We start from the raw sequence: 23,254 nt of genomic DNA on the forward strand, positions 1-23,254 counted from the left end.
ATGTGCGCCTGTGCAGATTACACGCGCGCTGACACCTATTTCATGCATATCTGATGCAAGTTAAACAGAGTCTGATGCCAACCCGTCTTGGTGCTGGGCACTCTCACACCGCTAACAGGATTAATCATGGATAAACTCTCTCCCTACGCCCCGCTGGTCGCCCGGATCTTTATCGGCGCGCTGTTCTTGATCGCGGGCTTCGGCAAACTTGGCGATGTGGCTGGTTTTGCGGGCTATATGGCTTCGGCTGGCCTGCCGACCTTCCTGGCTTGGCCTGCGGTAATCTTTGAGCTGGCCTTGGGTGCGTCGATGATTCTCGGCTTCCAGACCCGGATCATGGCGCTGCTGGGCGCGGGCTTCTGCATCGTGGCCGCTGTGCTGTACCACAACCCGTCTGATCCGGCGCAGATGACCAACTTCCTGAAAAACTTCGCGATTGCAGGCGGTTTCCTGATGTTGTTCGCACATGGCGCGGGCAAACCGGCGCTCGACAAGCGCTGAATTCAGCGCAAATTTCGAATCGGGCCGGGGGAAACTCCGGCCCTTTTTCATGCCCGGTTAACAGCTTGGCAAGATATTGCTGCTTTCCTGATACCGATCGGAGGCGGCATGAACATCTATCATTGCATGATTGAGCTGAAAGACGGCGCACGGGCATTGGCCTTTGCCGCTGCGGTAGAGGCTTGGATGAGCTATCTCAAAGCCCAGGGTCTGATCGTCGATTGGCGGCTGATGCGACGGAAGTTTCGTCTCGCCTCGGGCGCGCATACCGATTTTCTGCTGGAAATCGACATCGGCGGGCTGGCCGATCTGGATGCTGCCTTTTCGGCACTTTCTACCCCGGATGAGGCGGCAGAGCGACGATATGATCAGATGCACCAGATGATCGGGCAGATGGAGGTGGGCCTTTACCGCCGGTTCCCGGACGCGGCATTGCGTGAACGCATTGCCTTGATCTAAGCCGCGTGCAGGGCTACATCGCCCCCATGACACAAGAATTGCACATCATCGGCGGCGGTATGGCCGGATCGGAAGCGGCTTGGCAGGCGGCGGAACAAGGCGTGCGCGTGGTGATCCACGAGATGCGGCCCAAGATCGGCACCTTCGCGCATCGCACCGGCAATTTTGCCGAAATGGTCTGCTCCAACTCGTTCCGCTCGGACGATGACGAGCGCAATGCGGTGGGGTTGCTGCACTGGGAGATGCGCGCCGCGAATGGCTTGATCATGGCGATGGCCGAGGGGCATCGCTTGCCCGCAGGCGGTGCACTTGCGGTTGACCGAGATCCATTCTCTGAGGCGGTGACGGCAAAGCTGAACGCACATCCGCTAATTTCTGCCTCTTTTGAGGAAGTGACCGAACTGCCCGATCAGGGCAACTGGATCATCGCCACCGGGCCGCTGACCTCGGGTGCCTTGGCGACCAGCATCCGCGCGGCCACCGGGGCAGATGCCTTGGCATTTTTCGACGCCATAGCGCCGATTGTATATGCGGAATCGGTGGATATGTCGCTGGCCTGGATGCAAAGCCGCTACGACAAGGGTGAGACTGTTGAGGAACAAACCGCCTATATGAACTGCCCGATGACCAAGGACGAATACTATGCCTTCATCGACGCGCTGCTGGCGGCTGAGAAAACCGAGTTCCACGAAGGCGAAACTGCGGGCTATTTTGACGGGTGTTTGCCGATTGAAGTGATGGCAGAACGCGGGCGCGAGACCTTGCGCTTTGGCCCGATGAAGCCTGTGGGGTTGACGAACCCGCATAATCCGATGAAACCCTATGCCGTCGTGCAATTGCGCCGCGACAACAAACTTGGCACGCTCTATAATATCGTCGGCTTTCAGACCAAGATGAAGTATGGCGCGCAAACCGCTGTTTTCAAAATGATTCCCGCGCTGCACAATGCCAATTTTGCCCGGTTGGGTGGCATTCATCGCAACACCTTCATCAACTCACCCACCTTGCTGGATGAGCAGATGCGGCTGAAATCGCGCCCGAATATCCGCTTTGCCGGTCAGATCACCGGGGTGGAAGGCTATGTCGAATCCTCGGCGATGGGCCTGCTGGCAGGCCGGATGGCCGCTGCCGAACTGCAGGGCCGCACATTGCCGCCACCACCGCCCGACACCGCTATGGGTGCGCTGATCACCCATATCACTGGTGGGGCCGAGGCAAAAACCTTCCAGCCGATGAACGTGAACTTCGGTCTGTTCCCCCCGATTGATGCCCGCGGCGGGCGCAAGGGGCGCAAAGACCGCTACAAGGCTTATACCGACCGGGCGAAGGAATCGTTCACGGAATGGCTTTCGTAACCCGCTTCGCCCCCTCACCCACAGGCCCCTTGCATCTGGGCCATGCCTATTCGGCGCTTCTAGCGCATGACATGGCGGTGACTGAGGACGGCAGCTTTCTGTTGCGGATTGAAGATATTGACACTCAGCGCTGCCGCCCAGAGTGGGAGGCGCAGATTTATCAGGATCTGCAATGGCTTGGCCTTGACTGGCCAGCACCGGTCCTGCGGCAATCCAGCCGACTGCCGCACTATCAAGCCGCACTGGATGATTTGTGGGCGCGCGGATTGCTCTACCGCTGCACCTGCACACGGCGCGATATTGAGCAGGCACTGAGTGCTCCGCAGGAAGGCGTGCCCACGGCTTTCGGCCCGGATGGTCTGATTTATCCCGGCAGCTGTCGCGGTCTGGCGCAACCTTCCCAGCGTACGCGCGATGCGGTGTTGCGGCTGAACATGCGTCTGGCGGTGCAGGATATTCCCCAACTGCCCTTTGTTGAGACCGGGGCTGCGCATCGCGGCCCCGTCGTCACCTCAGCCGAAGCCTATGAAACCGAGATCGGCGATATTGTTCTGGCCCGCCAAGGCATGGGCACATCTTATCACCTGTCGGTGGTGCTAGATGATGCTGCGCAAGGGGTGACGCAGGTGGTGCGCGGCGCCGATTTGTTCGACGCCACGCGCATTCATGTTCTTTTACAACGGCTTCTGGGCCTGCCCACCCCGATCTATCACCACCACCGCCTGATCCGGGATGATCAGGGCAAGCGGTTGGCCAAGCGCGACGATGCTCGTGCCTTGTCGAAATTCCGTGCTGAGGGTGCCACGCCCGCCGATATTCGCCGCATGGTGGGGCTATAGCGGCTCGGAAATCACCACTTCGACGCCACCCTGCACCGCCGTATAGAAGCAGCTGCGCCGGTTGGTGTGGCAGGCCGGCCCCTCTTGCGTAACCAGTGCCAGCAGGCAATCCCTGTCGCAATCGACGCGCAGTTCGACCAGCCGCTGCACATGCCCCGAGCTTTCGCCCTTCGCCCAAAAGCTGGCACGCGAGCGCGACCAATAGGTCATCGACCCGGTTTCCAGCGTGCGCGCAAGGCTTTCGGCGCTCATCCAGGCCATCATCAGCACTTCGCCCGAGGCATGATCCTGCGCGATACAGGGAATCAGGCCATTGGCATCATAAGTCAGGCGCGCGGGGTCGAATTGCATCGGCTACTCCTTGGCGACGGCGTTTGGTCGGCTTATCTTGCAGAAAAGAAAAGGGGAAGTCATGAGCGACAGCGATCTTGTCAAACTCTACTCGGGTCGGATTCTGGCGCTGGCCGCAGATATTCCGCATCTGGGCCGCCTGCCCGCCCCCACCGGTACGTCGCGCAAACGCTCTCCGCTTTGCGGCTCAACGGTGACGGTGGATCTGGTGTTGAAAGACGGTCGTGTTGCCGAATTCGCGCAAGATGTGAAGGCCTGCGCCTTGGGTCAAGCCTCGGCCGCGATCTTGGGTGGGGTGATTCTGGGCCGCAGCCCTGCCGAGCTGGAGGCCGCGCGTGAGAAGCTGCGGGCCATGCTGAAAGACAACGGCCCGGTGCCCACCGCACCGTTTGAGGGTTACGAAGTTCTCATTCCGGCGCGCGCGTACAAGAATCGGCATGCGTCGATTTTGCTGGCGCTGGATGCCGCCTGCGAAGCCGCGTCGCTCTCAGCATAAAAAAACCGCCGCACATCCACAGGGATGGCGGCGGAAAGTGGCGTTCTTGAACCGAGGTGAGTGGCAGGGCAGCCACGCGGCGCATCCCTTGGGGACAGATGCGCGAGCCCGGTTCGACAAGACCGCAGGCAGAACCTTCAAAGCGTGCCAGATATTCCCAATCCGGCGAAAAGCAGAGCAAACAGCGACACGACGCCCGCGGCATCAGCGACAAGGCTGGTGTTTGAGCGTTTCAGGATCTCGGTAATCTCAGTGAACATTGCGACCTCCGTTTGCTTGTTGCCCTATTGTTCTCATATTCCTAACCACCTGTAAAGAACTTTATGAGAACATTTGAGAACAAAGAAGAACGTCAGCCGACAGAGATCAGTTTAATCGCCCGATCCTGATCAAGCAGCCACAGCAACACCCGGCTTGCTTTGCCACGCGGCGAGGTGAGATCGGGGTCCAGCACCAGCAAAGCACGGGCATCCGATTGCGCGACGGCCATCAACCCGGCCTGACGTTCCAGATCAGCCACCCGAAAGCGTGGCAAGCCAGATTGCGCGGTGCCGATCAGATCCCCTGCGCCGCGCATGGACAGATCTTCTTCGGAAATCCGAAAGCCATCCTCGGTATCGCGGATCACTTTCAGCCGCCGTTCGCCACTTTCAGAAAGCGGCGCTTGATAGACCAGCAAGCAGGTAGACTCGACGCTGCCACGCCCGACCCTGCCCCGCAACTGGTGCAACTGCGCGAGGCCAAAGATCTCTGCCCGCTCGATCACCATGATCGAGGCGTTCGGCACGTTCACACCGACTTCGATCACCGTGGTCGCCACCAGAACCTTGGTCACGCCCGCCACAAACCGCGCCATCGCCGCGTCTTTCTCGGCGGCAGGCATCTGGCCATGCACCATTCCCACCACATCACCCAAAGCCGCCCGCAGGCTGGCGAAGCGTTCTTCGGCGCTGGCATAATCGACAAGCTCGGACTCATCGACCAAAGGGCACACCCAATAGGCTTGCCGCCCCTCGGCCACCGCGCGGGCAAGATGGCCGACCACCTCATCCATCCGCGCGCCCGAGATCATGACGGTCTTGATCGGCTTGCGGCCCGCAGGTTTTTCATCCAGCACCGAGATATCCATATCGCCATAGCTGGCCAGTGCCAGACTGCGCGGAATTGGCGTCGCCGTCATCACCAGCACATCCGCCGCTTGGCCTTTTGCACCAAGCTCCATGCGTTGCGAGACGCCAAAGCGGTGTTGTTCATCAACAACGGCAAGGCGAAGATCTTGAAACTGCACATCTTTCTGAAACACCGCATGGGTGCCCAGCAGGATGTGAATCCGCCCCTCTCGCAAGGCGGTCAGTTTCGCTTCACGCTCGGCGCCCTTGTCACGCCCGGTCAAAATCTCCAGTCTGATGCCTGCCGCCTCGGCCAAGGGGATCAGGCCTTCGCGATGCTGGCGGGCGAGAATCTCTGTCGGGGCCATCATCACCCCCTGCCCGTCGGCCTCCACCGCAATCAGCAGTGCAAGGAACGCCACCAAAGTCTTGCCCGAGCCCACATCGCCTTGCAGCAATCGGTTCATCCGCAGCGGCTGCGCCATATCCTGCGCAATCTCGGCCACCGCGCGAATTTGTGCGGAGGTAGGCGCATAGGGCAGCGAGGCCAAAACCTTGGTCTGAAGCAGACCCGTCGTCTGGCTTGCGACGCCTTTGCCCCGGCGCAAGCTGGCGCGCGCCAGGGAAAGCGTCAGCTGATGCGCAAAAAGTTCATCATAAGCAAGGCGTTGGCGGGCGGGATGCGTAAAGCTCAGCGCCGCTTGATCCGCTGGCGTATGCACGGATTGCAAAGCGGTCAGCCAATCTGGCCAGCCCTCCCGCGCCTTCAAACCGGGATCAATCCATTCCGGCACCTGCGGCGCACGGGCCAAAGCCGAGGCCGCAGCCTTGGCCACCTGGCGTTGCGTGACCCCAGCGGTCAACGGATAAACCGGCTCAAACTGCGGCAAGCTGCCCGCCTCTTCGGGGCGCAGCACATGGTCTGGGTGCACCATTTGTGCGATGCTATCAAACAGTTCCACCTTCCCGGACACCAGACGGCGCTGACCGGTCGGAAGCAGGCCCTGCAAATAGTCGCCGCGTGCATGGAAGAACACCAGCTGAAACTCCAGCCCGGCATCGCGCACCATCACCCGATAGGGGCGACCCTTCTGACGCGGCGGAAAATGCGCACCGACCTCAACCTCGACCGTCACGGTGCAGGGCGGCACCACATCGCGGATAGAGGCCTTACGGCTGCGGTCCACCCCGGAATGCGGCAACAAAAACAGCAGGTCCTTCGGCTTTTCAACACCAAGTGCCTCGAACGCCTTGGCGGTTTTCGGGCCGATACCGTCCAGCGTTTCCAACCCGGCAAACAACGGAAACAGAATTTCCGGGCGGCTCATGCCTGACCTATCAGGGCAAGCCAGCCGTCTTCATCGATTACCGTAACCCCATGCTTTTCCGCATCTTTCGCCTTGGATCCCGCCCCCGGCCCGGCAACCAGCAGATCGGTTTTCGCCGAGACCGAGCCTGCAACCTTGGCCCCCAGCGCCTCGGCGCGGGCTTTGGCTTCCGCGCGGGTCATCTTCTCCAGCGTCCCGGTGAAGACCACGGTCTTACCCGCAACCGGGCTGTTCACCGGGGCGCGCGCCAACACCGGCTGCACCGACAGCTCTGCCACCAGCGCATCTATCGCCGCGCGTTCCGAGCCATTCTGAAACGCCGCCACCAGCGAACCCGCGAGAACTGCGCCGACGCCGTCAATCGAGATCAGCTCTGCCCATTCCGGCGTCTCGGGCAGGGCATGGGTGATGGCGGCCTCAAACGCCTGCCATGTCGAGTAATGCCGCGCAAGCAGGCTGGCTGCCGCCTCGCCGACATGACGGATGCCAAGGCCGAAAATCAACCTATCCAGCGGGATGCTGCGTTTCGCTTCAATTGCAGCGAACAGTTTCTTTGCCGAGGTTTCGCCAAATCCATCACGATTCTTTAGCCTTTTCAGACCATTGGCTTCGTCGCGCGCGGCCAGTGTGAAAATATCCGCCGGGGTTTTTACCGGCAGATCGGCATCATGAAAAAACATTTCAACCTGTTTTGCACCCAGACCTTCGATGTCAAACGCCCCGCGCGAGACGAAATGTTTCAGCCGCTCTACTGCCTGTGCCGGACAGATCAGCCCGCCGGTGCAGCGGCGCACCGCATCGCCCGGTTCGCGATGCGCAACCGAGCCACATTCCGGGCAAATCTGTGGAAAAACAAAAGGCTGCGCAAATTCTGGCCGCCGCTGCAGGTCAACATCGGCAATTTTCGGGATCACGTCGCCAGCGCGGTAAATCTGCACCCAATCGCCGATGCGAATATCGCGACCTTCGCGGATCGGATTGCCCTTGGCGCCGCGGCCCGCGATGTAATCTTCATTGTGCAGCGTCGCGTTCGACACCACCACCCCGCCCACCGTCACCGGGATCAGCCGCGCAACAGGCGACAGTGCGCCGGTGCGGCCAACCTGAATGTCGATCGCCTCCAGCCGGGTCCAGGCCAGCTCGGCGGGGAATTTATGCGCAATCGCCCAGCGGGGGGTGGCCGAGCGAAACCCCAGACGGGCTTGCAGGGCCAGATCATTCACCTTGTAGACCACACCGTCGATGTCATAGCCCAGATTGGCGCGGTCTGCTTCGATATCGGCGTAATGGCTCAGCATTTCAGCCGGACCGGTGCAGAGCACGGTCAGAGGATTTGTCTGAAACCCCATATGCTTAAGCCGCGCAATCGCGTCAAACTGCGTGGCGGCCAAAGGTGCCGACAAAGCCCCCCAGGCATAGGCGAAGAATCGCAGCGGACGTGCGGCAGTGATGCCGGCATCCAGTTGGCGCAGGCTGCCCGCAGCGGCGTTGCGCGGATTGGCGAAGACTTTTTCGCCTTTTGCCGCCTGCCGTTGGTTCAATGCGGCAAAATCGGCGTGGCTCATGTAGACTTCACCCCGCACCTCCAGAAGATCTGGCGCATCGGTCAACAGCTGCGGAATATCGCCAATGGTGCGGGCATTTTCGGTGACATTTTCGCCCACCTCGCCGTCGCCGCGCGTCGCCGCCTGCACCAGAACGCCGCGCTCATAGCGCAAAGACAGCGACAACCCGTCAATCTTGGGCTCTGCCGTAAAGGCCACCCCGGCTTTCAGACCCAGATATTTGCGCACCCTTTCTTCAAAATCAGTGATATCGCTGTCGTCAAACGCGTTTTCCAGGGACAGCATCCGCACGGCATGCGCCACCTTGCCAAAGCCATCTGCCAGCGCCGCGCCGACGTGATCCGAGGGGCTGTCCGCCAGCTTTAGCGCTGGAAACCGCGTCTCAATCGCCAGATTCCGCCGTTTTAACGCGTCAAATTCGGCATCCGATATCTCTGGCGTATCCAGCGTGTGATAGGCGCGATTGGCCGCCGCAATCAGCTCGGCCAGTCGGGCGAGTTCTGCTCGGGCCTCGGCCTCGGTCAATTGCTCTAGCTCCGCCGTCATTGCCGCCCCCATTCCCGTTTGCCACAAGTTAAGCGGCGCACCGGGAATGGGCAAGCACGGCCAAGCAGCGGATCAAGCGCTGGCGGCCAGCCGGGGCGTGACCGTAGCGATGCCGGGTTCGCGCAACACATAGCCACGGCCCCAGACGGTTTCGATATAGTTTTGCCCGCCCGTCGCCTCAGCCAGTTTCTTGCGCAACTTGCAGATGAACACATCGATGATTTTCAGCTCTGGTTCATCCATGCCGCCGTAGAGGTGATTGAGAAACATCTCTTTGGTCAGGGTTGTGCCTTTGCGCAACGATAGCAGCTCCAGCATCTGATATTCCTTGCCGGTCAGATGCACCATGTTGCCGCCGACATCGACCGTCTTGGCATCAAGGTTCACATTGACGCTGCCGGTCTTGATCATCGACTGGCTGTGCCCCTTCGAGCGACGGATGATGGCATGGATCCGCGCCACCAGTTCTTCGCGGTGGAACGGCTTGGTCAGATAGTCATCTGCGCCAAAGCCAAAACCTTTGATCTTGTTCTCGGCATCGTCCGAGCCCGAGAGAATCAGAATCGGCGTTTCGATCCGGGCGAGGCGCAACTGCCGCAACACCTCGTGCCCCGACATATCCGGCAGATTGAGATCCAGCAGAATCAGATCGTAATCATAAAGTTTCGCCAAATCGATGCCATCCTCACCAAGATCGGTGCAATAGACATTCAAATTCGCGTGGGTCAGCATCAATTCGATACTACGGGAAGTGGTAGGATCGTCCTCAACCAGTAAAATTCGCATTCCGGGGCTCCGTCACAGGCTCTTGTTCGTTAATGACTTTGGCTGGCAATGGTTAACTACACGTTACTGTGACGGAAGGATTTGCGAAAACAATCTAAAGTTGTCGGTACTTTTGAAGTGTTGTGACTCGTAGGGCTTTTTCGCCATGGGTTTCAACCGCTTGTCGCCAGAGCACGAACTCTTCCTCTGACAAAGCATAGCGCTCCAAAGCTTCCACCTCGGAAATCAGACCGTAAAGCACCGCTTTGACCACCACAGCCTTGCGGCTGGCCACCCAGCGGCGGGTGTCTACTGGCGGCAGATCGGCGCGCGACAGGATCGAGCCATCTGGCAGAGTGACCTGCCTTGGGCCATCAACTTTCTTGAGATACATGCTAAGCTCCTCGCTCATACCGAAGGCAGCTTGGCGGAACGAGCTTAAACAAGCGTAAAGCCGGGGGTTGAGACTATACTGCATTTTCCTATATTGCGAACGAATGGCCTTGCTGCCGCCCTATCCCCGGAATTTTCGATGTTTGATCAGCCGCTGAACTCGCTTGGTTTTGCCAAGCCCCCCTCTGAAACCCGCGTGGTCGTCGCCATGTCGGGCGGTGTTGACAGCTCGGTCGTGGCCGCACAGCTGGCCGAGGAAGGCTATGATGTGGTGGGCGTCACCTTGCAGCTGTATGATCATGGTGCTGCGCTGGCGAAAAAGGGCGCGTGCTGCGCGGGGCGCGACATTCACGATGCGGCGCGGGTGGCGGAAGTGATGGGGTTTCCGCATTACGTGCTGGATTATGAAAACACCTTTCGCGAGGCGGTGATTGAGGAATTTGCCGATGCGTATCTCGCGGGGGCTACTCCGGTGCCGTGTATTCGCTGCAATGAGCGGGTGAAGTTCAAGGATTTGCTGGCGACAGCCAAGGATCTGAATGCGGATTGTATGGCGACCGGGCATTATATACAGCGCAAGGTCGGTGATGGGCCAGAGCTGCATATGGCGACGGATGCGAACCGGGATCAGAGTTATTTCCTATTCTCGACCACAGCAGAGCAACTGGCTTACCTGCGGTTTCCATTGGGGCATCTGGGATCGAAAGCCGAGACGCGGGCTTTGGCTGCGAAATACGGGCTGTCGGTGGCGGATAAGCCGGACAGTCAGGATATTTGCTTCGTTCCGAACGGCAATTATGCGGCGGTGATTGAAAAGCTGCGACCGGGGTCTGCTGATCCGGGGGATATTGTCGATCAGGCCGGGAATGTGCTGGGGCAGCATCGCGGGGTCATTCATTACACGATCGGGCAGCGCAAGGGGCTGGGGATCGGGGGGTTGGGTGATCCGCTTTATGTGGTGAAGCTGGACCCGGCTTTGCGGCAGGTGATTGTCGGGCCGAAGGAGGCTTTGTCGACCCGGACGATTCCGCTCCGCGAGATCAACTGGTTGGGCGATGAGGCGTTTGAGAGCCGCGCGGAGTGGCATTTGAATGTGAAGGTCCGCTCGACCCGGCCACCGCGGCCTGCGGTGGTGCGGCCGATTTCCAGCACCGAGGCTATGGTGGAACTGTTGGACCCTGAGGATGGGGTGTCGCCGGGGCAGGCTTGTGTTTTCTATGCCCCTGAAGGCAGCCGGGTGTTTGGTGGCGGCTGGATTTGGCGGGGAAAGTGACGGTCCCAACTCGGGACCATTGATAATATTGGGTTATTTTGAGCGTGTCGCGTCTTGGTTAACCAGATGTGTCGTTTGGGGCTGGCCTTAACCGGGGGTTTCACACCCCCGGACCCCTGTGGGATATTTGAGCGCAGAGGATGACAATTTTAGATAAAGTTTAGCGAGTTTGGCCCGGCAGGGCGGCGAGGACGGATTTGGCCGCGCGCAGGCCGGGGGGCTCGAAGCCTTGCCCCAATCGTTGCATGGTGAGGTGCATGGCTTGGTCTTGGCTATGCGGGTTTTCCAGCAGGTTTAGCAGTGCCGCGGCGATCAGGTCAGGCTTGCAGCGCTCTCCGATAAATTCCGGCACCACGCGGGTTTCCGAGACGAGGTTGACCAAGGTTACGGTGTCAATCAGCGCGGCGCGGCGCATCAGCCAGAGGGTGAGTGGGTGCATGTCATAGGCGATCACCATCGGGCAGTTGTTCGCGGCGAGTTCCAAGGACACGGTGCCAGAGGCGGCAAGCGCCACGTCAGCCGCAGCGAAGGCGGCGCGTTTCAGGACGGGATCGGTGATGATTTGCGGTTGGATTGGCCATGTGGCGGAGAGATCGCGCACCAGTGCCTCGACGCCGCGCACGGTGGGCAGGGCGACGCGGGCGCTGGGGTGTTGGGCTTTGATCAGGGCAAGCGTTTCACTGATCACTGGGGCGAGGCGGCTGACTTCGCCTTTGCGCGATCCGGGAAGCGTCAGGATCAGTGGGCCCTGCCCTGCGAATTGCGCGGCCTCTTCGGGGGTCGCAAGCGGTTCTGACACCACCGGATGGCCGACGAAATCGCAGGTCATTCCGGCGGCGGTCATGTAGGGCGGCTCGAACGGCAACAGGGCGAGGACGTGGTCGATGACTTTCGCCATTTTGGCGGCACGACCGGGTCGCCATGCCCAGACCGAGGGCGCGACGTAGTGGATGGTGCGCAGGTCCGGGTTGGCGGCTTTGACAATTTTGGCAACGCGCAGGCAGAAGTCGGGGGAGTCTATGGTGATCATCGCGGCAGGGCTGGCGGCAAGGGCTGCGGCGGCGGTTTCGCGGATGCGGCGTTTCAGGTGGAAGTATTTCGGCAGCACTTCCGCAATGCCCATGATCGAGAGTTCTTCCATCGGGAACAGGCTGTTCAGCCCTTCGGCCTGCATCATGGGGCCGCCGACGCCCTGAAAGCTTACCTCGGGGTGCAGGGTTTTCAGACCCGCCATCAGGGCAGCACCAAGGCGATCACCAGAGGGTTCTCCGGCGATCAGGAACAGGCTTAGCGCGCCCATAGCAGCAGGCCGTTCGCCTGCGCCGCCGTGATCATTTGCGGCACATCAAGGCAGATCACCGAGCCTGCTTGGAAGGCAATGCCGGACAGACCCGCCTCGGCGGCAAGACGGATGGTCTCAACCCCGATGGTGGGCAGGTCGATGCGGCGGTCTTGGCCGGGTTTGGCGGCTTTGTAGTAGAGGCCGCCTTTCGGGCGCAGGCTGGCGGGGATTTGGCTCAGGCTGGTGAGCATGGCGTCGGTGCCGGGCAGAGCCTCAACCGCGAGGCAGAGGCCTTGGGCCACGACGCAGCCTTGGCCGACATCGACCGCGCCGAGCGCGGCGGTGATGGTTTCGGCGCGGGCGGCGTCGGATTCGTGCTGGGGGGTGAGGGTTCCAGTCAGCACGGCTGCGGCGGGCAGCAGATCGGGGGCGACGGATTCGACGCCGACCACCTCAAAGCCCGCTTCCTCGAAGATTGCGATGACGGCGCGCAGGGTGGCGTCATCGCCCGCCTGCATCGCGGCGAGCAGGCGCGGCACCATTTGCGCGGTTTGAGGATCGAACAGCGAGGGGTCAAGGCGGGGACGTTGCGCAGCACCTGCAAAGATCACTTGGCTGATGCCTTGGTCTTCGAGCAGGCGCAGGAACAGGGCAAGCCGTTCAACGCGGAAGATTTGATCGACGTCCAGCCCTTCGGGCGCAAAGCCATCAAGCGCGCAGATCATCGGGCGATCCGGCAGCGCTGCGACCAAGGCCGCAGGCAGAGCGCCCCGCCCTGCAATGATCGCAAGCTTGCTCATTTTGGCGTCAGGAACGAGCGGTCGGTGGCGGACAGGATGAAATCGGTCATCTCACGCACATAATCGCTGTCGGTATCCTCGGCCAGACGGCGGGCGCGATCCTGGAAGCTGCCGTCACCTTGCGCCAACGCCTGATAGGCCGCGCGCATGGCGGAGATGTCGCTACGCTCGACGCCTTTGCGTTTCAGGCCGACGAGGTTCAAGCCATCCAAAACGCCACGCGGGCCTTGCACAAGGCCGTAGGGCAGCACGTCATTGGTGACCATCGTCACAGCGCCGATGATGGCACCACGGCCGATACGCACCCATTGGTGGATGCCCGAGAGGCCGCCAATGATCACGTCGTCCCCGATATGGCAGTGGCCGGCAATGGCGACCTGATTGGCGAGAACGATGCGGTTTCCGAGCTGCGCGTCGTGGCCGATATGCGCGCCCGTCATCAGCAGGCAATCATCGCCGATGCGGGTGACACCGCCGCCGCCTTCCGTGCCAGTATTCAGCGTGGCACCCTCGCGGATTTTGCAGCGTTGGCCTACGATCAGCCGGGTGCGTTCGCCCTTGAATTTCAGGTCTTGCGGCACCTCCCCGACGCAGGCGAAGGGGAAGATTGTGGTGTCTTCACCGATCTCGGTCCAGCCCGTCACCACGGCATGCGATTTCACGGTGACGCCTTTGGCCAGTGTCACCTCGGCTCCGATCAGCGCGAACGGGCCGATGAAGCAATCCGGGCCAATCGTGGCACCTTCCTCGACAAAGGCCGACGGGTGGACAAGGGCGGTTCCGTGGATGGACATGCTCAGGCTTTCTTCGGCACGTCGAACATCGCCATGAATTCGGCTTCGCAGGCGAGTTCACCGTCAACCATGGCGCGACCGGCAAATTTCCAGACCCGACCACCACCGCGCAGGGCGGTGACGTGAAGTTCCAGCACATCGCCGGGCACGACTTTGCGGCGGAACTTCACCGCATCGACGCCCATGAAGAACACGGTGGCGTTTTTATCGACGAGATCCATCGACAGGCCGACGAGGATGCCAGAGGTCTGCGCCATCGCCTCGATGATCATCACCCCCGGAAAGATCGGCATGCCGGGAAAATGGCCCTGAAACTGCGGCTCGTTGAAGGTGATGTTCTTGATGCCAACGCAGGATTTGTTGATGTAGATGTCGCGCACCTTATCGACCAGCAGGAAGGGATAGCGGTGCGGAATGATGCGCTGGATCAGCGACAGGTCGGCAGACAGCGGGGCTGCGGGTTGGTCGGTCATGGGTTCTCCGAGTGTGCAGCCCTCTTGGCGGGGCATATGATCTGACTAGCGAAAACCGCCGCCTGAGACAAGTCATTGGCGGTGGGCGGGTTTATGGCGCCGGTGCCGGGGGGGTAGTGCCGTCGCCAAGCCGCGCGTCGATGCGGGCGATCACCTCTTTGGTGATGTCGATGGAGCCAAGGCTGACCACGATGGCCGATTTATCAAGAATGGCGACAGCGCCGCGTTCGACCATGTAATCGCCCAGAATCGGAGCCACGGCCTGAAAGAAGGCTTGCCGATCACTATCGCGCAGCTTGGCCAGATCGCTGGATTTGATCTCTTGTGCGGCGCGCAACTCATTGGCTTTGTTGTCGAAAGCCTCAGCCAAAGGGCGGAAGGCTTGTGCGGTCATCGTCGCGCGTTTGTCGGTCAGCGTGCGCTCTTCCGCCTCAAGTGCTGCGTCGATCTTGCGGTTTTCGGCCAGCAGGGTGGCGGACTCGGCCTCGAACCTGGTTTGCAGAGCGCGGCCATATTGCGTGCCGAGATACAACTGATCCTGATCCAGCGTCACGATGGCGGTCTTTTGCACCACGCTTTGTGCCAACCCCGCTTGCGTCGAAACCGCAAGCAGCAGCGCCAAAACCAGCCCTGCCGCCTGCCGCTTCATCAGAATTTCGTCGCGATGGTCAGATCGAAGCTTTGCTCTTTGTCATAGCTTTCTTTCTTGACCGCGTTCGAGAAGTTGAACCGCAGCGGACCGATTGGCGTGGTCCACAGGATCGAGAGCCCGACCGCAGCGCGCAGATGGGCGTCGTCGTCGATGAATCCGCCCGTATTATCCAAGCCCCAGACCGTACCCATGTCGTAGAAGACACCGCCAGTAATGCCATATTCTTCTGGCAGACCGAGCGGAAACTCGGCTTCGAATTTTGCGGTGGCGTAGAAGTTGCCGCCCAAAGCGTCGCCGGTCCCGGTATGACCGTCCACGTCCACGTCACGCGGACCGATGCCGTTGGTATCAAAGCCCCGGATCTTGCCGTTGCCGAAGTAACGATCCGTCACGCGGGTGCTGTAGCCGCCAAAGCTGTTGATCGCACCACCTTCAAAGATCGCGCGCAGGGTCACATCTTCATTGAAGATCTTGGTTTCCGCCACAGCCAGAGCGCTGGTTTGAACATATTTCGCATCACCGCCCAGACCGACGAAATCCTGACCAAAACGGAACAGCAGGCTGCTATTCGGATTGAGACCCGTGACGCGGTTGTCAAAGCTGTAGGTATAGCCCAGACCAGAGCCGAATTCGGACCCCCGCTCTTCTTCTTCGAACAATAGAGTGGAGGCGTCTTCATCTACGTTGCTGATCGTATCCTGAAACGCCTTGTAGCGCAGTTCAAACCGCGACTGCTCGGCAATCGGGAACTCCAGACCAGCGCTGATCGCAACCTTGCGGGTGTCATAGAGCGCGCTGGCATTGTCGGTTTCATTGTAGCTTGCGCCGAGTTTCAATTTGAGATCACGGCCCAGCAAGGCCGGTTCCACAAAGGAAATACCGCTGTCTTTGGTGTCAGAAGCCGTCGCGATGTTGACAGCGAACGACTGCCCTCGCCCCAGGAAGTTGGTTTCCGCGAAACCGACATTCAGCCCCAGACCAGATGATGTGCCAAAGCTTGCGCCAAGGCTGATCGAACCTGTGGGTTGCTCTTCGACATCGACGTTGAGCACGACTTCATCCGGGTTGCTGCCGGGCTTGGCATCAACTTTGGCATCGGTGAAGAATCCCAAAGCGCGGATACGTTCCGCCGCTTGACGGATTTCGCGCGGGTTGAAGGGGTCGCCTTCTACGGTGCGGAACTGACGGCGCACAACCTGATCGAGCGTCGTGGTATTGCCTTCAATATCAATGCGTTCGACGAAGACCTTGTCACCGCGCTTGATGACATATTCCACGTCCAGCACCTGACCGCGATCATTGCGCACCAGACGCGGCTCGATGCGCACAAAGTTCAGACCCTTGCGCAAAGCCAGATTTTCCATCCGGGCGATGTTGTTTTCGATAATCGCGGGCGAATAGGTCACGCCCGAGCGCATCTTTTGCACGGCGGCAAATTCGGCGGCATTGACGCCCTCAACTTCCGAAACCGTGCTGACCTTGCCGATCTTCCAGCTTTGGCCTTCTTTGACGGTATAGGTCACAAAGGTTGCATCGCGTTCGCGCGACAGCTGGCCGGTGGCATCCACCACTTGCACGTCAATATAGCCGCGCGACATATAGAAATCGCGCAGCATTTGCTTGTCTACTTCCAGCCGTTCCGGCACGAAGGTATCGGCCTTGATCAACTGACGCAGGAACCCTGCCTGTTTGGTTTCCAGCACTTGTTTCAAGCGGCGGTCGCTGAACGCGCGGTTACCGACAAAGGAAATGCCTTCGTTTTCAACCACCTTGCCTTCGGTGATTTCAAACACCAGATCAACGCGGTTGTCCGAGCGACGGATGATCTTGGGATCAACGGTTGCGGCCAAACGGCTTTGCACCCGGTATGCCTCGGCGATTTGCGCGGCATCCGCCTCGGCTTGCGCCGGATTATAGACCAGCCGCGATTTGGATTTGACCAGTTCGCTCAGCTTTTCGTCTTTGACCAGCTTGTTGCCCTGAAAATCGACAATGTTCAGCATCGGCAATTCTTTGACACGGATCAGCAGGGTGCCGCCCTGTGGCAGAAGATCAACAGTTTCAAACAGGCCCGACGCGAAAATCCGCTGATAAGCGTCGTTCAACTGTCCGGCGGCCACGCTCTCTCCACGAGCGATTCCCGCGTATTTCAGGATCGTGGCGGCATCGACACGTTCGTTGCCCTCAATCGTCACATTGCTGAAACTGTAGGTTTGCGCCTGTGCGCTAGAGAGGAACGGCTCGGAAACCATTGCGCTGGAAAGCAGAATTGCAACGAGCGTGGGGCGCATGACGCGCCGGAACATACCCTTGCGCGAAATGGTTGCGCTTGCTGTTTCCCGCATGAGCCGCTCCTGAATGCACTAAATCCTGTGCATCTGACTACCTGCAACCGCAAGCAATGTCAAAAGGATGGCCGAAAAAATCGTCAGCAAAACGCGGATATTCTGAGCGAAGGCTTTGCGCCCGGATCACGGCTGAACCAGCGCGGTGCCAAGGAACGCGCCAGCCAGAAGACCGACGACAACCGTGCCCACGGTGAACAGGCGATCCCAGTTCAACCAGACCAGAAGTGACAAGCCTTTGTAGCTTTTCATGACTGCCTGCATGGATCGGCCCTTTCCGCATCAAACGATGGGAAAAATCTACGGTTTGAATGTGGCAGTTCTATGGCCGCAGGGGTTTCGTCCGCTATTTGCAGGTGAAATCATTGCCCAAAGCGAAGAACATGAAGCTGAGCACGGCCATCAGTCCGATCAGCATCAGCACGTTCATCACCGCAGGCGCTGGTGGGCGGCGGAACACCGCCTCATAGGCGTAAAACACCAGATGGCCGCCATCGAGCACCGGAATCGGGAACAGATTGAGCAGGCCAATGCCCAGCGACATCATGCCAAGATAGCCCATAAACTCGAAGAGACCCTGGCTGGCGGCATCGCCCATCACCTCGGCCATGCCGACGGGGCCAGAGAGGTTGCAAGAGCTGATCTGGCCGGTGACGATGTGCCACAGCGCAGAAAGCGAGGATTGCGCGGTGAACCAGGCCTGATCGACCGCAAGCGTCACGGTTTCCCACGGGCCGGGTTGCCGGGTTTGCGGCTCAAACAACATGCCGCCCGACAGGCCGATCATCCAGCGGGTCTCGAAGCCACCGCCGTCTTTCGGCAGATCGCGACGGTTGGGCGACAAAGTGAGGTCGATGATTTCGCCGTTGCGCCAGATTTTCAACGCGATCGGCTGGCCCTGCGTGGCTTCGACCAAAGCCGGCAGTTGGGTGAAAGCCGCCACTTCGATGCCGCCCGCCTGCACGATCACATCGCCGACCTTAATCCCCGCATCACCGCCCGCATTGCGTGGCATCACCGCCCCGACCAGCGGCAGGAACGGATGCGCGCCTTGCACGTCGAGCGTTTTGCCATCGCGTTCAATGCTGTAGCTGATGGTGGTCGTGGCGGGCAGTTTTCTGGCAACATCGGCAAACGTGGCAATATCGGGCGTGGCGGTGCCGTTCAGCGCCAGAATCCGGTCGCCGGGTTGGATGGTTTCACCGACGAAGGGCGAGGCATTGACGCGGCCCACCACGGGCGCATCGGTGGCAACCCCGGTGTAGCTGATCAGGCCGATATAGACGATCAGGGCGAGGATGAAGTTGAAGATCGGCCCGGCGGCCACGGTGGCGGCGCGGGCCCAAAGCGGTGCGCCCGTCATGGTGTGGCGGCGTTCCTCCGCCGAAAGCCCGCTCAGGACCGCTTGGTCGGGGGCAGAGGCTGCGTCTTTGTCGCCCAAGAATTTCACATAGCCGCCGATGGGCAAGGCTGCGATCTGCCATTGGGTGCCGCGTTTGTCGACGCGGGAATAGATCACCGGGCCGAAGCCCAACGAGAACACCTCGGCATGGATGCCCGACCAGCGGCCGACGATGTAATGACCGTATTCATGCACCGCGACGATCACCGCCACCGCGACGATGAAGAACAAGCCCGACCAAACCGCACCGCCAAATGACGCCACAAAGCTGCTGAAATCCACGCTAGCTGCCCTTTACCATTTGCACCGCTTCGGCGGCTCTTACCCGTGCCAGATGATCCATTTGCAGCACATCCTCAAGGGCAAGGGCGGCATTTCCAAGGCTGCAATCGGACGAAACACGGTTAAGTGTAGCCTCGACCACCGCCGCCATCTGCATGAAGCCAAGGCCGCCCGCGATGAAATGATCCAAAGCCACCTCTTTGGCGGCGTTGAACGCGGCCCCGGCGAGGCCACGGGTGGCCATCACCTCGCGCGCCAGACGCAGGGCGGGGAAGCGGATCTCATCGGGGGCGCGGAAGCTCAGACCGCCAAGGGCCGCCAGATCCAGCCGGGCCACCGGCAGGCTTTGGCGGTGCGGCCAGTGCAACGCATAGCCGATCGGGTGGCGCATATCGGGCGCGCCCAGATGCGCCATCACCGCGCCATCGCGGAAGCCCACCAGCGCATGAATGATCGATTCGGGGTGGATGATCACCTCGATCTGCTCAGGCTCGACCCCGAAAAACTCGCGGGTTTCAATGACTTCCAAGGCCTTGTTGAACATCGAGGCCGAGTCGATGGTGATGCGGGCGCCCATGCTCCAGTTCGGATGCGCCAAGGCTTCGGTCACGCTGGCATCGGCCAGACGCTCGAACGGCCAATCGCGCAACGCCCCACCTGAGGCGGTGAGGATGATGCGTTCGACCGCCGCCATATCTTCGCCCACCAAGGCCTGAAAGATCGCGGAATGCTCGGAGTCGACCGGCAGCACCGTGGCTTCATTGGCAGCGGCGGTGGCCATCAGCAATTGCCCTGCGGTGACAAGGCTTTCCTTATTCGCTAGCGCCAGCTTGCCGCCGTGGCGCAAAGCCCGCATCCCCGGCACCAGCCCTGCTGCGCCGACTATCGCGCTCATCACCCAATCGGCGGGGCGGTCTGCGGCCTCGGTGATGGCTTGGCTGCCTGCGGCTGCGGCAATGCCGCTGCCTGCCAAAGCGTCGCGCAGCGCGGGCAGGCAATCGTCAAAGGCGGTCACGGCAAGTTCTGCCCGCAAGGCAATCGCCATTTCCGCCAATCGCGCCACATTGCGCCCGCCCGTCAAGGCAACGGTACGGTAAGCCTCGGCCCCGCCCTCGCGCATCAGCAGATCATATGTGCTTTCGCCCACCGATCCGGTGGCACCAAAAACCGAAATCGAGCGCATCTAGCCCCCAAGCGGCAGGTCAAACAGCCATGCCAGCAGCATCACCAGCACCATCGCCCCCGTCAGCGCGTCAAAACGGTCCAGCACGCCGCCATGTCCGGGGATCAGGTTCGAGCTGTCTTTCGCGCCCAACCGGCGTTTCAGCCAGCTTTCAACGATATCGCCCATCTGACCGGCGAAAGCCACAAACGGCGACAGCACGATCAGCCAGCCGTTGCCATGACCGCAAAGCGCGAAAGCAGCGCCCACCACGGCAGCGCCAATCCAGCCCGCAACGGTGCCCGACCAGGTTTTCTTCGGGCTGATCGCGGGCCAGAATTTTGGACCGCCCAAGATGCGGCCGGCAAAATAGCCCATCACATCTGAGATGATGACCACGCTGATCAGCCACAGAAAGGCAATCGTGCCCTCTTCATCGCGCAGCACGAACAAGCCGTGGCCCGAGATCAGCACCGCCATCGAGATGATCGCCACCGCCTTTTGTTGGCGGCGCGGCGTGGCCATGAAGGCCAAGGGCACCAGCGGAAACACGATCCACGCCGAAACCGAGGGCCAGCCCTCATCCACGAGCATACACAGCGCGGCAAGCGCGGCAATCGCCAAGGCGTGTTGCGGCTGGTTGGGCTGCGACAGCCGGGCGAGTTCCCAGATCATCACGGCGGTCAGCAGCGTGATCAGGATCAGAAACCACCAGCCGCCCAGCCAGACCTCTATCGCGCCCACCACCAGCATCACCGCCGCCGAAGCCACCCGCGGCTTCAGATCGTTCCATCGATCAACGGCCGGACTCATGCCGAAACCACGCCGCCAAAACGGCGGTCCCGGTGGCCGAAACGTTCCAGAATGGCGACAAGCTCTTCTATGGTGAAATCGGGCCAGAGCGTCTGGGTGAACTCGTATTCGGCATAGGCCGCCTGCCACGGCAGGAAATTCGAGGTGCGGGTCTCGCCAGAGGTGCGGATCACCAGATCGGGATCGGGGATATTGGCGGTATCGAGATGCTGGCTGATCATCGCATCGGTGATCTGGGCGGGATCAAGACGGCCCGCTGCGGCCTCGGCGGCCAATGTGCGAATGGTGCGGGTGATCTCATCGCGGCCACCATAATTGATCGCCACGGTCAGGTTCAGCCGGGTGAGATTGGCGGTGCGGGCCTCAATCCCGGCCATCAGGCGCTGCAATTTGGCATCAAGCTTGCTGCGGTCCCCAATGAAGCGCATCCGCACGCCATCAGCGGCCAGACGATCAGCCTCACGTTCGATGTAGCGCGCGAAGATCGACATCAGGCCGAGGACTTCTTCGGTCGAGCGTTTCCAGTTTTCGGTGGAGAACGCATAGATCGTCAGCCACTGGATGCCGATCTCGGGGGCGGCGCGGACGATCTGTTTGACGCGCTCGGCACCCTTGCGGTGGCCGACCAGCCGCGGCCAGCCGCGATTGGTGGCCCAGCGGCCATTGCCATCCATGATGATGGCGACATGCGCTGCCTCGCGGGTCTTTGTGTCGGTTTTATCGCCCAAGGACCGCGCCCTACCTGATGAACTTGCCCAAAGCTGTGGGCTGGAAAACGTAGCGAAACTTTGGCGCGCGGGATGGGCCGCGCGCCCGGTGGCGAGGTCTTAGACCTGCATGATCTCGGCTTGTTTGTGTTCCAGCGCGCGGTCAACGGCAAGGATCGCCTTGTCAGTCAGCTCTTGCACTTCGTCCGACCACATCTTTTGGTCATCTTCGCCCATACCGGCGGTTTTGGCCTTCTTGATCTGGTCCATGCCGTCGCGGCGCACGTTGCGGATCGCGACTTTGGTGTTCTCGGCATAGCCTGCCGCCACCTTGGTCAACTGCTTGCGACGCTCTTCGTTCAGCTCGGGGATCGGCAGGCGGATCAGCGGGCCATCGGTGACCGGGTTGATGCCGATGCCGCTTTCGCGAATGGCTTTCTCGACCTTGGCGATCATCGCCTTATCCCAGACGTTGATCACCACCATACGGGGTTCCGGCACGTTGACGGTGCCGAGCTGGTTGATCGGGGTCATCTGGCCGTAGGCGTCAACCATGATCGGCTCGACAATCGAGGCCGAGGCGCGGCCGGTGCGCAGGCTGGCGAATTCCACTTTCAGCGCATTCATCGCGCCGTCCATCCGGCGCTGGATGGCGTCGAGGTCAATTTCAAGATCGTCCGACATGGGGTCTTCCTTCGTGTCTTCGGCCCGTTCGCATGGGCTTTTGCCGTTCTATAACAGCAAGTGGTTTGGCAGGTATAGGGGTTTGGCTTGGCGGTGGTGGGTTTCCCCGCCTTAGCCATGCACCCGCGTATAGGTGCCCTGCCCTGCGAGGATGCCTTTGAAGCCGCCGGGCTCATCCAAGGAGAACACGATGATCGGCAGGTCGTTGTCGCGTGCGAGGGCGATGGCAGAGGCATCCATCACGCCGAGGTGCTTTTGCAGCACTTCGTCGTAGGTCACGTTGTCATAGCGCTTGGCGTCGGGATATTTCTTCGGGTCTTTGTCGTAGACGCCATCCACCTTGGTGCCTTTGAAGATCGCTTGGCAGGCCATTTCGTTGGCGCGCAAGGTGGCGGCGGTGTCGGTGGTGAAATAGGGGTTGCCGGTGCCAGCCGCGAAGATGCAGACCCGCTTTTTCTCAAGGTGGCGGACGGCGCGGCGGCGGATGTAGGGTTCGCAGACCTGATCCATCGGGATGGCGCTGATCACGCGGGTGAAGACGCCGATGGATTCGAGGGCCGACTGCATCGCAAGCGCGTTCATCACGGTGGCAAGCATGCCCATGTAATCGGCGGTGGTGCGCTCCATGCCTTGCGCCGAGCCTGCCAGACCGCGGAAAATATTGCCGCCGCCGATCACCATGCAGATCTCAACCCCCAGATCGCGCACCGATTTGACCTCTTCGGCGATGCGCTGCACGGTGGGCGGGTGCAGGCCATAGCCTTGATCGCCCATCAGCGCCTCACCGGAGATTTTCAGCATGACCCGGTTATAGGTCACTTTTGGCTCGCCCGGTTGCGACCTGGGATATCCTTAGGTTTAATGGCATGGATAGACTG

25 protein-coding genes are annotated in these 23,254 nt (G+C 60.6%); 6 read left to right on the forward strand and 19 right to left on the reverse strand.

What is annotated here, in order from left to right; translation table 11 throughout:
* Nucleotides 1-126: 126 nt before the first annotated feature.
* From U1A24_RS20405 to gluQRS, 4 genes are all read left to right on the forward strand, one after another.
* On the forward strand, nucleotides 127-501 hold the full coding sequence (locus tag U1A24_RS20405; RefSeq protein ID WP_322323820.1) for a DoxX family protein: 375 nt from the start codon (nucleotides 127-129) through the stop codon (nucleotides 499-501).
* Nucleotides 502-609: 108 nt separating this feature from the next.
* Nucleotides 610-960, forward strand: a complete 351-nt coding sequence (locus U1A24_RS20410; RefSeq protein ID WP_322323821.1) for a DUF6614 family protein — start codon at nucleotides 610-612, stop codon at nucleotides 958-960.
* Nucleotides 961-986: 26 nt separating this feature from the next.
* The gene (gene trmFO / locus U1A24_RS20415) at nucleotides 987-2,315 is read left to right on the forward strand and encodes a methylenetetrahydrofolate--tRNA-(uracil(54)-C(5))-methyltransferase (FADH(2)-oxidizing) TrmFO (RefSeq protein ID WP_322323822.1); all 1,329 of its coding nucleotides are present in this window, start codon (nucleotides 987-989) and stop codon (nucleotides 2,313-2,315) included.
* A complete protein-coding gene (gluQRS, locus tag U1A24_RS20420) occupies nucleotides 2,303-3,154 on the forward strand; it encodes a tRNA glutamyl-Q(34) synthetase GluQRS (protein ID WP_322323823.1) in 852 nt (283 codons plus the stop codon). Before trmFO ends, gluQRS begins: the two co-directional genes overlap by 13 nt.
* On the opposite strand, the gene hisI is transcribed toward gluQRS, so the two are convergent.
* On the reverse strand, nucleotides 3,149-3,505 hold the full coding sequence (gene hisI / locus U1A24_RS20425) for a phosphoribosyl-AMP cyclohydrolase (RefSeq protein ID WP_322323824.1): 357 nt from the start codon (nucleotides 3,503-3,505) through the stop codon (nucleotides 3,149-3,151). The two genes, gluQRS and hisI, sit on opposite strands and share 6 nt — an antisense overlap.
* A 61-nt stretch (nucleotides 3,506-3,566) precedes the next feature.
* On the opposite strand from hisI, the gene U1A24_RS20430 reads away from it, so the two are divergent.
* Nucleotides 3,567-4,001, forward strand: coding sequence for an iron-sulfur cluster assembly scaffold protein (locus U1A24_RS20430; RefSeq protein WP_322323825.1), 435 nt, complete (start codon nucleotides 3,567-3,569; stop codon nucleotides 3,999-4,001).
* A 137-nt stretch (nucleotides 4,002-4,138) separates the two neighbouring features.
* Here U1A24_RS20430 and U1A24_RS20435 read toward each other — a convergent pair whose 3' ends face one another.
* The 5 genes from U1A24_RS20435 to U1A24_RS20455 form a co-directional block, all read right to left on the reverse strand.
* Nucleotides 4,139-4,261 carry a hypothetical protein gene (locus U1A24_RS20435; RefSeq protein ID WP_322323826.1) on the reverse strand — a complete coding sequence of 41 codons (123 nt, stop codon included), beginning with the start codon at nucleotides 4,259-4,261 and terminating at the stop codon, nucleotides 4,139-4,141.
* 92 nt (nucleotides 4,262-4,353) lie between these two features.
* The gene (gene recG, locus U1A24_RS20440) at nucleotides 4,354-6,438 is read right to left on the reverse strand and encodes an ATP-dependent DNA helicase RecG (protein ID WP_322323827.1); all 2,085 of its coding nucleotides are present in this window, start codon (nucleotides 6,436-6,438) and stop codon (nucleotides 4,354-4,356) included.
* The gene (gene ligA / locus U1A24_RS20445) at nucleotides 6,435-8,549 is read right to left on the reverse strand and encodes an NAD-dependent DNA ligase LigA (protein ID WP_322323828.1); all 2,115 of its coding nucleotides are present in this window, start codon (nucleotides 8,547-8,549) and stop codon (nucleotides 6,435-6,437) included. Before ligA ends, recG begins: the two co-directional genes overlap by 4 nt.
* Before the next feature lie 72 nt (nucleotides 8,550-8,621).
* Nucleotides 8,622-9,335 carry a response regulator transcription factor CtrA gene (gene ctrA / locus U1A24_RS20450; protein WP_322323829.1) on the reverse strand — a complete coding sequence of 238 codons (714 nt, stop codon included), beginning with the start codon at nucleotides 9,333-9,335 and terminating at the stop codon, nucleotides 8,622-8,624.
* 94 nt (nucleotides 9,336-9,429) lie between these two features.
* Nucleotides 9,430-9,708 (reverse strand): DUF1153 domain-containing protein, encoded by a 279-nt coding sequence (locus U1A24_RS20455; protein WP_322323830.1) that lies wholly within the window; start codon nucleotides 9,706-9,708, stop codon nucleotides 9,430-9,432.
* A gap of 138 nt (nucleotides 9,709-9,846) precedes the next feature.
* Here U1A24_RS20455 and mnmA point away from each other — a divergent pair, with 138 nt between their 5' ends.
* The gene (gene mnmA, locus U1A24_RS20460; protein ID WP_322323831.1) at nucleotides 9,847-10,980 is read left to right on the forward strand and encodes a tRNA 2-thiouridine(34) synthase MnmA; all 1,134 of its coding nucleotides are present in this window, start codon (nucleotides 9,847-9,849) and stop codon (nucleotides 10,978-10,980) included.
* A 160-nt stretch (nucleotides 10,981-11,140) separates the two neighbouring features.
* Here mnmA and lpxB read toward each other — a convergent pair whose 3' ends face one another.
* The 13 genes from lpxB to pyrH form a co-directional block, all read right to left on the reverse strand.
* Complete coding sequence (gene lpxB, locus U1A24_RS20465) at nucleotides 11,141-12,280, reverse strand: lipid-A-disaccharide synthase (RefSeq protein ID WP_322323832.1); 1,140 nt, start codon at nucleotides 12,278-12,280, stop codon at nucleotides 11,141-11,143.
* Nucleotides 12,268-13,062 (reverse strand): LpxI family protein, encoded by a 795-nt coding sequence (locus U1A24_RS20470; RefSeq protein WP_322323833.1) that lies wholly within the window; start codon nucleotides 13,060-13,062, stop codon nucleotides 12,268-12,270. The genes lpxB and U1A24_RS20470 overlap by 13 nt, the downstream gene beginning before the upstream one ends.
* On the reverse strand, nucleotides 13,059-13,856 hold the full coding sequence (gene lpxA / locus U1A24_RS20475; protein WP_322323834.1) for an acyl-ACP--UDP-N-acetylglucosamine O-acyltransferase: 798 nt from the start codon (nucleotides 13,854-13,856) through the stop codon (nucleotides 13,059-13,061). The genes U1A24_RS20470 and lpxA overlap by 4 nt, the downstream gene beginning before the upstream one ends.
* A gap of 2 nt (nucleotides 13,857-13,858) precedes the next feature.
* Entirely contained in the window at nucleotides 13,859-14,329 is a 471-nt protein-coding gene (gene fabZ / locus U1A24_RS20480) for a 3-hydroxyacyl-ACP dehydratase FabZ (RefSeq protein WP_322323835.1), read from the reverse strand.
* A 91-nt stretch (nucleotides 14,330-14,420) separates the two neighbouring features.
* Nucleotides 14,421-14,978 carry an OmpH family outer membrane protein gene (locus U1A24_RS20485; RefSeq protein WP_322323836.1) on the reverse strand — a complete coding sequence of 186 codons (558 nt, stop codon included), beginning with the start codon at nucleotides 14,976-14,978 and terminating at the stop codon, nucleotides 14,421-14,423.
* Nucleotides 14,978-17,326, reverse strand: coding sequence for an outer membrane protein assembly factor BamA (gene bamA / locus U1A24_RS20490; protein ID WP_322323837.1), 2,349 nt, complete (start codon nucleotides 17,324-17,326; stop codon nucleotides 14,978-14,980). Before bamA ends, U1A24_RS20485 begins: the two co-directional genes overlap by 1 nt.
* A 126-nt stretch (nucleotides 17,327-17,452) precedes the next feature.
* Nucleotides 17,453-17,590: a hypothetical protein gene (locus U1A24_RS20495; protein WP_322323838.1), complete on the reverse strand. Its 138-nt coding sequence runs from the start codon at nucleotides 17,588-17,590 to the stop codon at nucleotides 17,453-17,455.
* Nucleotides 17,591-17,672: 82 nt separating this feature from the next.
* On the reverse strand, nucleotides 17,673-19,010 hold the full coding sequence (rseP, locus tag U1A24_RS20500; RefSeq protein WP_322323839.1) for an RIP metalloprotease RseP: 1,338 nt from the start codon (nucleotides 19,008-19,010) through the stop codon (nucleotides 17,673-17,675).
* A gap of 1 nt (nucleotide 19,011) precedes the next feature.
* The gene (gene dxr, locus U1A24_RS20505; protein WP_322323840.1) at nucleotides 19,012-20,193 is read right to left on the reverse strand and encodes a 1-deoxy-D-xylulose-5-phosphate reductoisomerase; all 1,182 of its coding nucleotides are present in this window, start codon (nucleotides 20,191-20,193) and stop codon (nucleotides 19,012-19,014) included.
* The gene (locus U1A24_RS20510; RefSeq protein ID WP_322323841.1) at nucleotides 20,194-20,985 is read right to left on the reverse strand and encodes a phosphatidate cytidylyltransferase; all 792 of its coding nucleotides are present in this window, start codon (nucleotides 20,983-20,985) and stop codon (nucleotides 20,194-20,196) included. It abuts the gene before it with no gap.
* Nucleotides 20,982-21,659 carry a polyprenyl diphosphate synthase gene (gene uppS, locus U1A24_RS20515; protein WP_416173511.1) on the reverse strand — a complete coding sequence of 226 codons (678 nt, stop codon included), beginning with the start codon at nucleotides 21,657-21,659 and terminating at the stop codon, nucleotides 20,982-20,984. The genes U1A24_RS20510 and uppS overlap by 4 nt, the downstream gene beginning before the upstream one ends.
* A 153-nt stretch (nucleotides 21,660-21,812) precedes the next feature.
* Complete coding sequence (gene frr, locus U1A24_RS20520) at nucleotides 21,813-22,376, reverse strand: ribosome recycling factor (protein WP_322323843.1); 564 nt, start codon at nucleotides 22,374-22,376, stop codon at nucleotides 21,813-21,815.
* A 111-nt stretch (nucleotides 22,377-22,487) separates the two neighbouring features.
* Nucleotides 22,488-23,177: a UMP kinase gene (gene pyrH, locus U1A24_RS20525; RefSeq protein WP_322323848.1), complete on the reverse strand. Its 690-nt coding sequence runs from the start codon at nucleotides 23,175-23,177 to the stop codon at nucleotides 22,488-22,490.
* Nucleotides 23,178-23,254: the final 77 nt, after the last annotated feature.

It is taken from the genome of Cypionkella sp., assembly GCF_034376685.1.
Taxonomy (GTDB): domain Bacteria; phylum Pseudomonadota; class Alphaproteobacteria; order Rhodobacterales; family Rhodobacteraceae; genus Cypionkella.

Bases quoted from the DNA above. Each gene is read 5' to 3' on its own strand.
- U1A24_RS20405 (WP_322323820.1), top strand. From the start codon at position 127: ATGGATAAACTCTCTCCCTACGCCCCGCTGGTCGCCCGGATCTTTATC.
- U1A24_RS20410 (WP_322323821.1), top strand. From the start codon at position 610: ATGAACATCTATCATTGCATGATTGAGCTGAAAGACGGCGCACGGGCA.
- trmFO (WP_322323822.1), top strand. From the start codon at position 987: ATGACACAAGAATTGCACATCATCGGCGGCGGTATGGCCGGATCGGAA.
- gluQRS (WP_322323823.1), top strand. From the start codon at position 2,303: ATGGCTTTCGTAACCCGCTTCGCCCCCTCACCCACAGGCCCCTTGCAT.
- hisI (WP_322323824.1), bottom strand. From the start codon at position 3,505: ATGCAATTCGACCCCGCGCGCCTGACTTATGATGCCAATGGCCTGATT.
- U1A24_RS20430 (WP_322323825.1), top strand. From the start codon at position 3,567: ATGAGCGACAGCGATCTTGTCAAACTCTACTCGGGTCGGATTCTGGCG.
- U1A24_RS20435 (WP_322323826.1), bottom strand. From the start codon at position 4,261: ATGTTCACTGAGATTACCGAGATCCTGAAACGCTCAAACACCAGCCTT.
- recG (WP_322323827.1), bottom strand. From the start codon at position 6,438: ATGAGCCGCCCGGAAATTCTGTTTCCGTTGTTTGCCGGGTTGGAAACG.
- ligA (WP_322323828.1), bottom strand. From the start codon at position 8,549: ATGACGGCGGAGCTAGAGCAATTGACCGAGGCCGAGGCCCGAGCAGAA.
- ctrA (WP_322323829.1), bottom strand. From the start codon at position 9,335: ATGCGAATTTTACTGGTTGAGGACGATCCTACCACTTCCCGTAGTATC.
- U1A24_RS20455 (WP_322323830.1), bottom strand. From the start codon at position 9,708: ATGTATCTCAAGAAAGTTGATGGCCCAAGGCAGGTCACTCTGCCAGAT.
- mnmA (WP_322323831.1), top strand. From the start codon at position 9,847: ATGTTTGATCAGCCGCTGAACTCGCTTGGTTTTGCCAAGCCCCCCTCT.
- lpxB (WP_322323832.1), bottom strand. From the start codon at position 12,280: ATGGGCGCGCTAAGCCTGTTCCTGATCGCCGGAGAACCCTCTGGTGAT.
- U1A24_RS20470 (WP_322323833.1), bottom strand. From the start codon at position 13,062: ATGAGCAAGCTTGCGATCATTGCAGGGCGGGGCGCTCTGCCTGCGGCC.
- lpxA (WP_322323834.1), bottom strand. From the start codon at position 13,856: ATGTCCATCCACGGAACCGCCCTTGTCCACCCGTCGGCCTTTGTCGAG.
- fabZ (WP_322323835.1), bottom strand. From the start codon at position 14,329: ATGACCGACCAACCCGCAGCCCCGCTGTCTGCCGACCTGTCGCTGATC.
- U1A24_RS20485 (WP_322323836.1), bottom strand. From the start codon at position 14,978: ATGAAGCGGCAGGCGGCAGGGCTGGTTTTGGCGCTGCTGCTTGCGGTT.
- bamA (WP_322323837.1), bottom strand. From the start codon at position 17,326: ATGCGGGAAACAGCAAGCGCAACCATTTCGCGCAAGGGTATGTTCCGG.
- U1A24_RS20495 (WP_322323838.1), bottom strand. From the start codon at position 17,590: ATGCAGGCAGTCATGAAAAGCTACAAAGGCTTGTCACTTCTGGTCTGG.
- dxr (WP_322323840.1), bottom strand. From the start codon at position 20,193: ATGCGCTCGATTTCGGTTTTTGGTGCCACCGGATCGGTGGGCGAAAGC.
- U1A24_RS20510 (WP_322323841.1), bottom strand. From the start codon at position 20,985: ATGAGTCCGGCCGTTGATCGATGGAACGATCTGAAGCCGCGGGTGGCT.
- uppS (WP_416173511.1), bottom strand. From the start codon at position 21,659: ATGGATGGCAATGGCCGCTGGGCCACCAATCGCGGCTGGCCGCGGCTG.
- frr (WP_322323843.1), bottom strand. From the start codon at position 22,376: ATGTCGGACGATCTTGAAATTGACCTCGACGCCATCCAGCGCCGGATG.
- pyrH (WP_322323848.1), bottom strand. From the start codon at position 23,177: ATGCTGAAAATCTCCGGTGAGGCGCTGATGGGCGATCAAGGCTATGGC.